The 12,891-nt window shown below is 36.1% G+C and carries 13 protein-coding genes; 7 read left to right on the plus strand and 6 right to left on the minus strand.

Annotation, left to right across the window (positions count from 1 at the left end):
• The first annotated feature begins 361 nt into the window (after window positions 1-361).
• The gene (locus ABMA76_RS07865) at window positions 362-1,432 is read left to right on the plus strand and encodes a hypothetical protein (RefSeq protein WP_392907309.1); all 1,071 of its coding nucleotides are present in this window, start codon (window positions 362-364) and stop codon (window positions 1,430-1,432) included.
• A gap of 9 nt (window positions 1,433-1,441) precedes the next feature.
• On the opposite strand, the gene ABMA76_RS07870 is transcribed toward ABMA76_RS07865, so the two are convergent.
• The 3 genes from ABMA76_RS07870 to ABMA76_RS07880 form a co-directional block, all read right to left on the minus strand.
• Window positions 1,442-2,791: an ATP-binding protein gene (locus ABMA76_RS07870; protein ID WP_392907306.1), complete on the minus strand. Its 1,350-nt coding sequence runs from the start codon at window positions 2,789-2,791 to the stop codon at window positions 1,442-1,444.
• Window positions 2,792-2,803: 12 nt separating this feature from the next.
• On the minus strand, window positions 2,804-4,237 hold the full coding sequence (locus tag ABMA76_RS07875) for an MBL fold metallo-hydrolase RNA specificity domain-containing protein (protein WP_392907303.1): 1,434 nt from the start codon (window positions 4,235-4,237) through the stop codon (window positions 2,804-2,806).
• 382 nt (window positions 4,238-4,619) lie between these two features.
• Complete coding sequence (locus ABMA76_RS07880) at window positions 4,620-5,243, minus strand: FMN-binding negative transcriptional regulator (RefSeq protein WP_392907300.1); 624 nt, start codon at window positions 5,241-5,243, stop codon at window positions 4,620-4,622.
• A gap of 62 nt (window positions 5,244-5,305) precedes the next feature.
• On the opposite strand from ABMA76_RS07880, the gene ABMA76_RS07885 reads away from it, so the two are divergent.
• Window positions 5,306-6,010: a hypothetical protein gene (locus tag ABMA76_RS07885; RefSeq protein WP_392907297.1), complete on the plus strand. Its 705-nt coding sequence runs from the start codon at window positions 5,306-5,308 to the stop codon at window positions 6,008-6,010.
• Here ABMA76_RS07885 and ABMA76_RS07890 read toward each other — a convergent pair.
• Window positions 6,000-6,419, minus strand: coding sequence for a CBS domain-containing protein (locus ABMA76_RS07890; protein ID WP_392856450.1), 420 nt, complete (start codon window positions 6,417-6,419; stop codon window positions 6,000-6,002). The genes ABMA76_RS07885 and ABMA76_RS07890 overlap by 11 nt on opposite strands.
• Window positions 6,420-6,683: 264 nt before the next feature.
• Between ABMA76_RS07890 and ABMA76_RS07895 the strand changes: the two genes are divergently transcribed.
• Window positions 6,684-7,067, plus strand: coding sequence for a response regulator (locus ABMA76_RS07895; protein WP_392907294.1), 384 nt, complete (start codon window positions 6,684-6,686; stop codon window positions 7,065-7,067).
• Here ABMA76_RS07895 and ABMA76_RS07900 read toward each other — a convergent pair.
• A complete protein-coding gene (locus ABMA76_RS07900; RefSeq protein ID WP_392907291.1) occupies window positions 7,064-8,392 on the minus strand; it encodes an MATE family efflux transporter in 1,329 nt (442 codons plus the stop codon). The genes ABMA76_RS07895 and ABMA76_RS07900 overlap by 4 nt on opposite strands.
• Before the next feature lie 113 nt (window positions 8,393-8,505).
• Between ABMA76_RS07900 and ABMA76_RS07905 the strand changes: the two genes are divergently transcribed.
• Entirely contained in the window at window positions 8,506-9,780 is a 1,275-nt protein-coding gene (locus tag ABMA76_RS07905) for an acetyl-CoA hydrolase/transferase family protein (RefSeq protein ID WP_392907288.1), read from the plus strand.
• Between the two features lies 1 nt (window position 9,781).
• Here ABMA76_RS07905 and ABMA76_RS07910 read toward each other — a convergent pair whose 3' ends face one another.
• On the minus strand, window positions 9,782-10,303 hold the full coding sequence (locus tag ABMA76_RS07910) for a TetR/AcrR family transcriptional regulator (protein ID WP_392907285.1): 522 nt from the start codon (window positions 10,301-10,303) through the stop codon (window positions 9,782-9,784).
• Between the two features lie 108 nt (window positions 10,304-10,411).
• Between ABMA76_RS07910 and ABMA76_RS07915 the strand changes: the two genes are divergently transcribed.
• Genes ABMA76_RS07915 through ABMA76_RS07925 form a run of 3 tightly spaced genes read left to right on the plus strand, consistent with a single transcriptional unit; the run spans window position 10,412 to window position 12,880 of the window.
• Window positions 10,412-10,864 (plus strand): MarR family winged helix-turn-helix transcriptional regulator, encoded by a 453-nt coding sequence (locus ABMA76_RS07915; protein ID WP_392907282.1) that lies wholly within the window; start codon window positions 10,412-10,414, stop codon window positions 10,862-10,864.
• Window positions 10,865-10,913: 49 nt separating this feature from the next.
• Window positions 10,914-12,209, plus strand: a complete 1,296-nt coding sequence (locus ABMA76_RS07920; protein WP_392907279.1) for a TolC family protein — start codon at window positions 10,914-10,916, stop codon at window positions 12,207-12,209.
• A gap of 2 nt (window positions 12,210-12,211) precedes the next feature.
• Complete coding sequence (locus tag ABMA76_RS07925; RefSeq protein ID WP_392907276.1) at window positions 12,212-12,880, plus strand: efflux RND transporter periplasmic adaptor subunit; 669 nt, start codon at window positions 12,212-12,214, stop codon at window positions 12,878-12,880.
• Window positions 12,881-12,891 lie beyond the last annotated feature (11 nt).

Below are 12,891 nucleotides of genomic sequence, written 5' to 3' on the forward strand. Positions count from 1 at the left end.
CCCAATAAATCTTACCTGAATACAAAGTGATCCTCATCAGAGCTAAGTATTATTTGTACAAGTACCTTATAACGCACACGAGCAAGGCGGTCAATAAAATCTAACGATACACAATATTCTAAATACCTAATATCACATGAATTTAAGGTTAATTTTTTATTAATTTTCCATAATACATATTATTAATTCAAGGCCTTATTAATAAGAAGGCTTCTCTTACCAACATATTTTTTCTTTATGTAGTCAGTCGTGTACCTGAATAAAGTACTCAAAAGTCATAACTTAATAAAAACAAGTAGTTATGAACCATATCACTTATATTAAAAAGTAATTTTTTTTAGTTTCCTACCGAAAAGAAAACATGTTCTATCTTTTTAATCTTCTAATATTTGCCATCTCTATACCAACATTTGCTAGCGATCTGGATACCTATTACGAATTAGAATTGGAAATCAACCGACTTCATTCTCAGTTTAATAAAAACCAGGAAGAGGTAGCTAAGAAAAATAACCTCTACAATCGCATGTTAAAGTCAGAAGAAACAGCAGCACAAATTGCAAGGCTACAAAAAGAAAACAAAGAAATTATAAAGAAACTAGGGCCAATGAAAGAAGATTTTCAATCTCTAGAAAACAAGTTGATCGTTAAGTCCATAACGGGTGAACTCAATGAACTTACTGAAGTAAAAGACAAGTATCTATGTCTAAATAACGAGCTACACTACTTTTCAAATGACAGAGAATTTGAGGGCTGGAATTTAAAATATGGTAGTTCAGAAAGAAGAATTTCATACTACGCTAATAAAAGTACATATATTAAAAGCTGCCTAGAGAACCGGTCTGCTGAAGTTTTTGTTGAGGTGGATTATAAATCGCAGTCATTATGCAATAAAGAAAGTAATCTGTTTAAATATGTAGGAACAAAGACGAAGTATAAGACATATATCAAAGAAGGACTTGTTAATATTGATGTTTCTCTCTACTTAAAGTTTGATGGAAATGAGAAAGACAAAGAAGAATCAATGGCACTAGTAAGAAACTCAATGCCATGTGTGAAAGACTTCTATGCAAGGCATGGCCTTAAACTTAACGTTGATCTAAAAGAAGAAACCGGCATCGTTGATCGCTTTAAATGTGACCATACAATAATGATATCTAAGGAGCATAAGAGACCAACTGCTAAAGAATGGGCCACGCATAAATTTGCGAATGTTGCGAATATAAATGATCAAAAAAGATGCAAACTATACATACATGAATTGGCCCATAACTTAGGGCTAGCAGATGCGTACAAAGATCGACTATGTCCTGATCGAAAGATCATTTTAGATGATAAGAATATTATGGGTGATGGCCCAAGTGGCTACTCTCCTTATCAAGCCGAGTTAAATGGTAGTCAAATTAGAACAATTCTATCTCCTCTATGTGATTAAAAATCCTTATTAAGCAAGTGGAAGTTCAATTATAAAAGATGTTCCTTGCCCTACGACAGTATCGATAGAAATATTTCCGCCATGTTCTTTTATGAAATCAAAAGAAAGAGACAATCCAAGTCCACTCCCCTTTCCATACTTCTTAGTTGTAAAATAAGGATCGAATATTTTCTTTTTGATAGCATCGCTTATTCCAGGCCCTGTATCTGAGACTCGAAGAAAAGCAGTATCACGATTACTAGAAAGCTTAACTTTGATCTCCTTAAGTTCACAATCTTCGAGTGCATCTTTCGCATTTGAGAGAAGATTGAATATGACTTGTTGAATCTTTCCAGGACAGCCTTTAACTAATAGCTCCCCAACAGAATTTTCAAAAGAAACATCGATTCCATAATTCTCATAAATCTGATCTAACATAGAGACACTATTCTTTGTGACCTCATTCAAGTTGAACTCGACGATTCCTTGTTCATCCTTACGGGCAAAAGTCCTAAGGCCCTCTACAATATTCTCAATTTGAATCGAAGAATCTTCAATTTTCTGGAGTGAGTTATTTATATACTCTTCATTTTTACTTCCCTTATACAATTCTCTTTTTAACCTTATCAAATAGCCTTTAATAACAGTTAGTGGCCCATTTATCTCATGACCAACACCTGCGACTAAATCGCCAATAGTTGCTAATTTCGAACTATGATGAATTACCTGATCTTTTTCCTGAAGCTCTTTTAGATAATTAATTAACTTTCTCTTTAGCGGTATAATAACTTTAAAGAATTCGTAAATTAACAAAAGTATGATTAAGCAAAATAAGAATAATTCTAATTTACTTAAACTTAATACTCTTGATTTTGAAAAGTCAGTAGATTCAAGAACAATCTTATTCATCTCACCTAAGAAGATTTCCGTATCAACAATTATATTTTCGAGCCGCTGATGCGCATCAGTACAATTAGTAATAATACAAGTGACATCATGATCAATTTTCTTCAAAATTTGATCGAGTTTAATATACTGCTGTCTAATATCTTCAGTAAAAGCAGGTATAATTCCTTTTTCAGTACTTCCATTTTTAAGTGAATCATGAGAAGAAAGCAGGAGTTCCTTTGTAGTAATAATCTCTTTATTTAATTTTAAACGATCTGACTGTATACTATCATAACGGTATAATAGTGTTTGTTTTGCAAGTCTTTGGCTTAACATACGCTGTCGTCCTGCCAAGTTAATTACTTGTGAATAACTTTCTTGTTTAAGAATAAAGAATTGCATCAAGGCTTGAGAAATAATAGTAAATAAAACAATCGAAATAAAAGCAATAATATACTTTAAAGAAACAATTCTTTCGAAATCTACCTTCATCTGGCCCTTACCTCAAGCCGCGATATTACTGGCGACCTTTGTTTGATTATCATAAATATTTTCCAAATCAAACTCCTCTCCTAGACTTGCTATCGTTGTTCTAAAACTTAACTGTGATTCTAAAAGAGTTTTCAAATGACTTGCGGCCCGTTCTTCGCCATGATTAAGAATTACTAATTTTGGCGAAATACGAGATTCATTTAACCATCCAATGAGATCTAAATAATCACCATGTGCCGATAAAGAATCTATATAAAATATGCTAGCTCGAACAGGAATTCTTTGCTTATGCATATGAAGCTCTTTCTCTCCATTAATTAAAATGCGCCCTTTCGTTCCTTCAGGCTGAAAACCGACTAAAATTATTCCGCTATCTTCATCTACAATATGCTTCATAACGTGATAGACAACTCTGCCACCATCTATCATACCAGAGGCACTAACAATGATACGTGGACCAGATTTATCCATAAGTGCCTTTGAGTCTTCAACATCCTCTACTTCTTCAAACGTATCAGGGTAAATATCAATATCCTCTGTTACATGCTCTTTAACATGACCTTTATGAAAACAGTCATTAAAGATTCTGTTAGCCTTCTTAGAAAGCGGACTATCAAGATGCACAGGCACACTGGGAATGGCCTCATCATTCATAAGCTCTTTAATAAGATAGAGAATGTCTTGTGTTCTTCCAACAGAGAAGGCCGGTATAACAGCGACACCACCACGCTTTAAAATTGTATTAAGATACATTCCTAGAACTTCTTTTGCAGGAATCCTGGCATGCAGTCTATCTCCATATGTTGACTCCAAAACAAGATAATCAGTATCACAGATAACTTGCGGCTCGTTTAAGAGAATATTTCTCTTATGCCCAACATCACCTGAAAAAACTATCGTTTTAACTTCACCAGTAGCTGTTTTATAACGGATACGGATAAAGCTTGCTCCAAGGATGTGACCTGCCCAATAAAAAGTAATAGCAATATTTGGAGAAATTGTTAATTCTTGTTCAAAGTCGACAACTTCAAAGTGTTCAAGAACAGCTTGAGCTTCTTCAGTTGTATAAAGCGGAAGTGCGGGTTTGTGTCTTGAAATCTTTTTTCGATTGGCATATTTTGCATCTTCTTCATGGATACGGGCCGAGTCCATTAATAGAATTTGGCAAAGTCTAAATGTCTCTTTTGTACAGTAGATCCTTCCACGAAATCCATCACGATAAAGACGAGGAAGAAGGCCTGAATGATCAATATGTGCGTGAGTTAAAAAGACCGCACTTAACTTACTTGCACCGTGATAGCTCATCCAATTTCGTTCACGATTTTCCTTGGCCCCTTGATAAAGGCCATAGTCAACTAAGTATTGTTCTTTATAATCCTTTCCTACTTTAAGCAATGTCTTTGATCCGGTTACACCTCCGGCAGCACCAAGAAAAGTAATTTTCATCGATAGATCCTTTTTTATGATTTAAATACGTGTAGTACCTATCGACGATTTAATAGTTAAGAATATTTAATATTAACTAAAGAATGGTTATCTTAGTTGAGTAATAGATTCGACTAACAAAAACATCACAATCACTTTGCAAAAAATAGACCCGAAACAAACCTTTAAATATTTTTTTAGTCATATACTTATTACATAGGAAAACAACTCAAGGAGAATATTATGAGAACTATAGAAAAAATTAATCTATCAACAAAAGGGTCAGTTTAATACTGACCTTTTTTTTTACTTCATCGCACCTAAAAGAGGAGTCCCAATTACAACGACCTAAGCGAAGTTATGAGAGAGAAAATGTTAAATTATTTATAAAAAGCTAGAAAGCTTATAAATTCATTCTTTGGGCGACTTCAATTTTATATGGATCTCCTGAGTGGCCTAAAGCAGAGATAACTCCCTGCCTATTCTCAAGCGGTTGATTTTGGCTAAGCTTCCACTGCCCTTCAAGGGAAGTCACTTCAACTTTAACTCCAATAATTGCTGCTAGAAGCTTTTGTGTATAATCAGCGGGAGCATCTTCAATCTTCCAGGGGTTACGACTTCCCGCCTCCTGTTCATTAGTAAGCATCTCAATGGACTTTAGAATCCACTTCTTATCTTCAATAAAAGAAATTTTTCCACGAGCGTGAACAACAATATAATTCCAAGTTGGTACAGCTTTACCAGTCTCTTTCTTTGTTGGGTAATGATTTGGCGAAATATAACAATGAGGTCCATTAAACGTAGCAACGACTTCACTAACATCAAGTGTTTTCCTCCAAAGAGAATTAGCTTTTGAAATATGGCCAAATAAAAAGAGCTTCCCCTCTTCTTCGACAACACAAAGAGGAAGATGATTAACCTCAATCCCTTCGGCTCCGTTAGAGATAAGATTAGCAAATGTCGTCTCCCTCATCTGCTTTATTAACTCGGCCTTATCTTCTTGTTTGAATAACTTTGGAATATGCATTCTACTACCTCTAATCCATTTATTAATGCTACAATGATAACTCAATAAACACTGGAGTTTAAATGCCTTATATCCTAAGCCCAATTATTACAGAGTCAATGCCTGGAATGTGGTTTGAAGGCCAAGGCTATAAGCGAGAGAATATTTACTCGATGAATGATCCAAAAGGTCCTCCAGTAAATTATGATGCCCACCTTCTAAAACCTCATAGCTTGACTCATATGGAAGCGCAGTCTCACACCATGAAAGATGGGATGAGCGTTGATGACTATTTTAAGAAGCAAATAAATTCATTCTTTGGGCCAGTCACTGTCGTCAAACTAAAAGGTCAAAATTGGAAACCAGTAGAAGGCCTAGATGGAGTTTTTCATTGGGAAGTCTCTCTTAGTGAACTTAAAGAGGAGCTTAGAGATGAAATGCCCAATAAGTTAATTTTAACAGTCAAAGACATGCCAATAAATGAGTCACAACTTCACGACCCAAATTATGTGCTAACACTTTCACAAGAAAGCGCTGACTACTTATTACAAAATCCAAACTTTAATATGTATGGAACTTCTTGGAAGTCTTCGGACTTTAATCCAGGGAGTAGAAATAGACCAATTCACAATACACTCTTTAAGCAGGCCGCGATCTTTGAAAATTTAAAACTTCACGATGTGCCAGCTGGAAAGTATTTCTTTTCAGGATTTCCACTCCCCCTTCACTTAGCTTCTGAATCACCGGTTTGCCCAGTGTTATTTACCAAAGAAGAGATTAACTTCTAATATCACTTCTCTTATAAGCATCGTCGACAAAGACTTCAACAAGAGCATTAAGTGCATCTGTTACTGTAAAGATACCGTAGACACGATTTCTATTATTGAGAACAATTGCAGACCCAACTTTGTGACTTGCTAATTGATAGGCAACTTCACCTAAGCTATCGTCCTTATTAACTGCAAGAACAGATTCATTCATAAAGTCCTTAACAAGAACACCATCACACCAGCTCTTTCCATAAATCGACATGACATCTCTTTCAGAAATGATTCCCACAATTTGATTCCCGTCACTTACAGGAAGATGCCTAATTCCATTGTCTTTCATAATCTTAAAAGCAATATCAATGCTGGCATCCTGATCCACAACGTGAACAGCAGGAGTTGTAAATTCTTCGACTGATATATGTTTCATATATGCCTCCTAAATTAAATTTAGATTAGCACAATGGATTAATTGGTAACTGACAAGTGTCAGTTTTTACGAAAAAAATTCTTAAAATATGCCTTAACCTTAAGGCAATAAAAGCGTTAATATCAAAAAGATGGAATACTAACATAGACTTAAAATCTTAAGTAAACCAACCTAACCATCTTAAATAAGGCAGAGCCTAAAAAGATGATATTCGTCACATTTAAGTATTTGCCTTAGACCTAAAGATTACATACAATTTTATATATGTTAGCCAAGAAAAGGGTCCTTGTTGCAGAGGACGAACCGACATTAAATGATATCTACGTCGAAACCTTTGAGTCATTTGGTTATGAAACCATTGGTGTAAAAGATGGTGAGATGGCACTAGACTATGCAAAACGCAACCCAGTAGACTTCGTCGTCACTGACTTAAAAATGCCAAAGATGGATGGACTTAAGCTCTTAGAAGAGATTCGTAAACTTAATGCTCAAGCCCCTCCTGTTTTAATTATCACAGGCTTCATTGATGAACTAAATGCACAAAGGGCCAAGGAACTTGGTGCAGTTGATCTTATAACGAAACCCTTTGACTTCGATAAGGTCATTCTCTATATCGAAGAAAAGTTAAGCCAGCAAACAGAATCCTAGATTCCCCACTCTTTTGAAAGCTCACCGATTCTCTTCTTAAATAAAAGAGACAGAATCATTGAAACAATTGTCAATCCAATTGCAAGTCCCGCCCATAAACCAGCGGCTTCCATTCCATGCTTATAACTAAGATAAACACCTACAGGAATTGCAATTAGCCAGTAACCACAGAATGAATAAAGCATTGGTTGTTTACTCATTCCAAGACCTCTTAGAACTCCCCACATGGCAACTTGTAGGCCATCAGGAATTTGAAAGAGAGCAACGTATAGGAAAAGCCCTGAGCCATATAAAATAACGGCCTGATCAGTTGTGAAAAGTCCCATTAAAAACTTATGAAAGAAGAAGTAAAAAATTGCAGTCATTACCATATAAGAGACGGCCATAAAGATACACCCATACGAGTAGTTCTTTATCATCTCCATATCCTTACGTCCTAGAGCATAGCCAACCTTTACACCGGCTGCACCATTAATTGCGAGAGGTACCATAAAAGTTAACCCCGCAATAGTTAGAACGATATTGTGAGAAGCAGAAGCAACAAGACTCATACGACCAATTAAAACCGTGACAGTTGAGAACATGAGTACTTCAATAAAAGTTCCAAGTCCAACGGGAATTCCAAGCTTAATAAGTTCTTTGAACGATTTCTTACTAAAGTGTGTTTCAATTGGAAGCACACGGTAAGCATAGACATAAATAATAATAGCAAGAACAAAACGAGTTATGACAGTTGCAACGGCAGCTCCTTTAATTCCCATTTCAGGAATAGGACCAATACCAAACATTAAGCAGTAATTCATAATGAGGTTAACAACATTCATAATGATAATAAGTGAGTTTGCAAAAATCGTTTTATCAAAGGCCTGAAGATATTCCTTAATCATCTGAAAAATGAGTGCCGGTATAATTGAGATATTTACCCAATAAAGATAAGTCTTAACAAGAGGAACGATTTCCTTATTTAAACCAATATGGTCAACGAAGTATGTAAAGATATAAAGAGCAGTACAGATAACACTTCCTAAAAGAAGCGCTAAAGTCATTCCACTACCCCATACACCATTTTCATGTGGGTTAGTTTCTTCTCCACGCATTCTTGCCGTAACTGCACTAACAGAGAATAGAGTTGATATTCCAATCATAATAAATGGAGATAACATTCCTGCCGCAACACCAATGGAGGCCACTGCTGATGTGGAATAGCGTCCGGCCACAAAAATATCACCAACGTTAAAAAGCATCTGACCTACTTGGCCGATAACAAGTGGAATAGTAAAATAAATGAGTTCTTTGAGTCTCTTGCTCGTTGTTGCAACTACCATAATAGTTAGAGGTTATACCTCAATTTTTTAATAGATGGCATATAAAAATTGTAACCAAATATACTTTAAATCTCGGCCAAAAATTCGTAGAATATGAACACAAAGGAGTGCTTGTGAAAATTGTTTCAAACGCAGCGGAAGCTTTATCAATAGTCTATTCAAACTCAAATATTTTTATTCATGGTGGAGACTCAACACCACAGGCCCTAATTGATGGTTTACTTGAAAATGCTCATAAACTAAAAGATGTAACGCTAACTCACCTCCACACTCATGGTGATGCGAAATATGCAAATGAAGAATATTGTAAAAACTTTAAAATCATAAACCTCTTTGTTGGTGGTAACGTAAGAAAACATATCGACTACCAAAGAGTCGATTACCTTCCATGTTTTCTGTCAGAAATACCAAACTTGTTTCGCAGTGGAAGAATCCCTCTAGACTTTGCTCTTATTCATGTAAGTCCACCAGATCAACATGGCCATTGTACTCTGGGTACTTCTGTTGATGTTGCTAAGGCCGCAGTAAGTAATGCTAAAGTTGTTATCGCACAGATCAACCCAAATATGCCTCGTGTTCATGGCGATGGGTTTATCCACGTTAATGATATCGACTATGCTATTGAGATTGATGATAAAATTGTTGGCCATCAAGAAGTTTGCTTAAGTGAAGAAGATTTGAAAATTGGACAACTAACTTCGACTCTTATTGAAGATGGATCAACTCTACAAATGGGAATTGGTTCAATCCCAGATGCAGTTTTGGCGAGCCTAAAGAATCATAAGAATCTTGGTATTCACACAGAGATGTGGTCAAATGGAGCTCTTGATCTCATTAAAAGTGGTGCCGTTAATAACTCTCTAAAAAATGTTCACCGAGGAAAAACGGTTAGTGCCTTTATTGTTGGAGGCCAAGATGTTCATGACTTTATTGATGACAACCCAAGTGTCATTCAACTTGAAGCAGACTATGTAAATAACCCAAGTATTATTAAGAGAAACCCAAAGGTTTGTGCCATTAATAGTGCCGTAGAAATTGATCTTACTGGACAAGTTTGTGCAGACTCAATTGGCCATCATATTATCTCTGGGGTTGGTGGACAAATGGACTTTATGAGAGGAGCTTCCCTTTCTGAAGGCGGTAAGCCAATTATTGTCATCAACTCACGTAGTGCAAAGGGCTTTCCAAAAATCGTTCCAACTCTAAGGTCAGGAGCAGGAGTTGTAACAACTCGTTCACATATGCACTACGTCGTTACTGAATACGGTATTGCTGATCTTTATGGAAAGAGCCTTAATCAGAGAGCACAAGAATTAATTAGAATTGCTCACCCAGATGACCGAGAAAATTTAGAAAAGATGTGGCATGAAACGCACTGTAGAAGATAATCTACAGTGCAGCTATTGGGGATTGGCATAATAACTCAACCATGCCACTTCCCTCATATTTTTCTTTTGCAACTTTTAAATCAACCCTCTTAAAGATCATATACGAAATAAATGATCTTAAATTTAATAGGAATGGATTATCTTGTCCGTGAACTGAAACATATGAATCTGAAACATAGCCTTCATAGATATCTCTAAAGCCAGGTGAATCGATAACAAGAAGCATGACACAAATTGCGATAGCTTCCTTACCTTGCTCGACTCCTTGGTTAATGGCCTGATTAAGCTCTTCAACCGAATCAAATGTTTGTTTTGAAATCTCTTTAATTTGATCAGCTAGGAGATTTATACAATGTTCTCCACAAGTTGTTATGAATTCTTCTTTAGAACCGAAATGATAAAGAACTGAAGAAACATTAATCTCGGCCTTCTTCGCAATATCTCTTAGACTTACACCGTAGACACCATTTTTGGCCATTAAAGGAATTGCAACATCAATCAAATTCTGTTTAGTCCTATTCATCTATCTACTACCTTTTGTTAACTTAAGGTCAAATTGAATAAAATTCTTGATTCAACTTAGTTAACATGCTAACTATATAGTTAACACGTTAACAAACTTGGAGTAAGAATGTCAATAATGAAGAGTGAATTTGTACAGGAAAGTATTATCGGACGCATGATCCGTACAACTCGAATCCTCGATAAAATGGTATCCGAAGAAGTTTCAAACTTTAAGCTAACGAAGCCTCAATTTGATGTTCTTGTCATTCTACACCTTACAGATCAAGAATTTGTAACAACGACAGAATTAGCTGATGAGCTACTTGTCTCTAAGGCAAATATCACTGGAATCGTTAAACGACTTGAGGTGGCCAACCTTATAAAGAAGGCCGTTGATGAGAATGATACAAGATCGAAGAAAATCACCTTAACAGAGGACGGCCTTGATTTAATTAATAAAGTACTTCCACGCTACTTTAGTATGGGTCAAGAGCTAGTATCAAAATTTACACCAGAGGAAAAATCTAAACTTCTTTGCCAGTTGGGCATGATTGAAGAATTTTACCAGTCAAAAAGATAAAACAGCTAAGAATCAAAAAAGAGACAGAATAGACAGGAGAACGACACTCATGAGAAGGATCAAGACTTATATCGTCTTGTTTGGACTGGCCAGTAGCGTAAGCGCTGCTCAGTACAAACTAAACGAACAATCAGTAGTTGAACTTGCAACTAAAAGAAATGAAAATGTTGGAATTGCAAGACAGGAGCTAGAGCAAGCAAGAGAGTCGCTGAGCAGCGCTACCTCAAACTTATTTCCAGTTCTATCAATATCGGCCGGTGTATCAAAGAATGATGGTAAAGGAAATATCATGCCACATGGATACGACTGGAATCACAATGCGAGAGTACAACTAACTCAACCCCTATACACTTTTGGAAAGATCTCAAGTGGTGTCGACATTGCACAGTCAGCAAGTCGAATTGGCGAATTAAAGACAGTTGTCACAAAAGCAGAAGTTCAAAATGTTGCTAGACAGCTCTACTATAGGGTTCTATTCAATCAAGAGCTGGTTAGAATTACAAATGACTCATATAAGAATGCTGTTAAAAATAAGAAGGCGCTTGAAGAGCGCGTATCTTACGGACGTATTTCAAGAAATGACAATATCAAGATGCAAGCAGACCTTGCCAGTCGAAAACCAAATTGGATTATTGCAAAGAAAAACCTAAAGAACGCAATCTTAGACTTAAAAAACTTTCTAGCATTACAGCCTGAAGATGATGTTCAAGTTGTAACTGATAATTTCAATGCAAAAGATAAGATCGCAACGATTCCATCAAACCTACAAAAACTTGATGAAACAGTTGATGTAAAGATTCTAAAAGAAAGCATTCAATTATCAGACTTCTCAGTAGAGCTTGCAAAAAGCCAACGCCTACCTGATCTTGGGCTATTTGTTGCCTACTCTCCTCTTACTTATCGAGTGGATAAGCCATTTACAGGAGATATTTCTCATAACCAAAATGATATCTCATTTGGACTTCAATTTACATTTGATTGGGATCTCGGGGGAAGTAAAAATTCAGAAGTTGCCATTAAAAGAAGTGATGCAAATATCGCACGTTTAAAATTCAACCAACTTAGAAGAGAAATCAGAACTCAGTATTTAAAATTTGAGCAAGACTATGAAGGGCTACAAGAGCGATTTGATGCCGAATCTGAAGCTGTAAAGCTAGCCGCTTCATCTTATAAAGTAGCACTTAGTTCGTTTAAGTCAGGTGGAGTGTCTCAACTTCAATTAAATGATAGTGAAATCCAACTTACTCAACATCGTCTAAATCTTGCCCAAACAAAACTTCAACTAAAAGTGACTCGTGCAGAAATGGATAGACTTCTTACGAGTACAACGAAGGGAGAAAAATAATTATGAAGCAATTAATCTTCGTTCTAGTTGTAGGTCTACTTTATGCGAGTAGCTTGTATGTAAAAGACCTCGACCTTCAAAGAAAAAAAGGAAAAGAGACTGCCACGATGTATACAATTCGTGCAAAGTCAGGAACTCCAGTCAATACAACGAAAGTTACAAGACGAGCATTCTCTAATTTTGTTATTGTAACAGGTAGTAATATCGGCCCTAAGATCCACGCATCTGTGGCCCCAAAAGTAGCAAATTTAATTCGTCCTGGAGCTCTTGTTAGTATTCGTGTAAAAGACAAGAAAGTTTACGGTAATGTTGTTTCAGTTGATACCAAGGCCGATTATCTCTCAGGCCTACATAATATTATTGTCTCTTTTGCAAATAAGAAGATCCCAACAAACCTCTATATTATGAACATTGAAACTCACAAACTTGAGAATGCTCTAACAGTTAGAAGAGAAGCTGTTTCAGAGCGTGGTGGTTCACACAATGTCTTCATTGTTGATCAAAACAACACTGTTATGAAGCGAAATATTGAAGTCAGCGATAGCAACGAAAACTTCTTTGTTGTGAAAAGTGGTTTAAGTGAAGGTGACACTGTTGTGCTAAGTGATCAACGTTATCTAAGTGATGGCGAGAAAGTTAATATTATCGAAGCACTAGTGGATCAGGATTAAGGAGTAAGAAG

It is taken from the genome of Halobacteriovorax sp. ZH5_bin.2 (assembly GCF_043196375.1).
Taxonomy (GTDB): domain Bacteria; phylum Bdellovibrionota; class Bacteriovoracia; order Bacteriovoracales; family Bacteriovoracaceae; genus Halobacteriovorax_A.

Bases quoted from the DNA above. Each gene is read 5' to 3' on its own strand.
- ABMA76_RS07865 (WP_392907309.1), top strand. From the start codon at position 362: ATGTTCTATCTTTTTAATCTTCTAATATTTGCCATCTCTATACCAACA.
- ABMA76_RS07870 (WP_392907306.1), bottom strand. From the start codon at position 2,791: ATGAAGGTAGATTTCGAAAGAATTGTTTCTTTAAAGTATATTATTGCT.
- ABMA76_RS07875 (WP_392907303.1), bottom strand. From the start codon at position 4,237: ATGAAAATTACTTTTCTTGGTGCTGCCGGAGGTGTAACCGGATCAAAG.
- ABMA76_RS07880 (WP_392907300.1), bottom strand. From the start codon at position 5,243: ATGCATATTCCAAAGTTATTCAAACAAGAAGATAAGGCCGAGTTAATA.
- ABMA76_RS07885 (WP_392907297.1), top strand. From the start codon at position 5,306: ATGCCTTATATCCTAAGCCCAATTATTACAGAGTCAATGCCTGGAATG.
- ABMA76_RS07890 (WP_392856450.1), bottom strand. From the start codon at position 6,419: ATGAAACATATATCAGTCGAAGAATTTACAACTCCTGCTGTTCACGTT.
- ABMA76_RS07895 (WP_392907294.1), top strand. From the start codon at position 6,684: ATGTTAGCCAAGAAAAGGGTCCTTGTTGCAGAGGACGAACCGACATTA.
- ABMA76_RS07900 (WP_392907291.1), bottom strand. From the start codon at position 8,392: ATGGTAGTTGCAACAACGAGCAAGAGACTCAAAGAACTCATTTATTTT.
- ABMA76_RS07910 (WP_392907285.1), bottom strand. From the start codon at position 10,303: ATGAATAGGACTAAACAGAATTTGATTGATGTTGCAATTCCTTTAATG.
- ABMA76_RS07915 (WP_392907282.1), top strand. From the start codon at position 10,412: ATGTCAATAATGAAGAGTGAATTTGTACAGGAAAGTATTATCGGACGC.
- ABMA76_RS07920 (WP_392907279.1), top strand. From the start codon at position 10,914: ATGAGAAGGATCAAGACTTATATCGTCTTGTTTGGACTGGCCAGTAGC.
- ABMA76_RS07925 (WP_392907276.1), top strand. From the start codon at position 12,212: ATGAAGCAATTAATCTTCGTTCTAGTTGTAGGTCTACTTTATGCGAGT.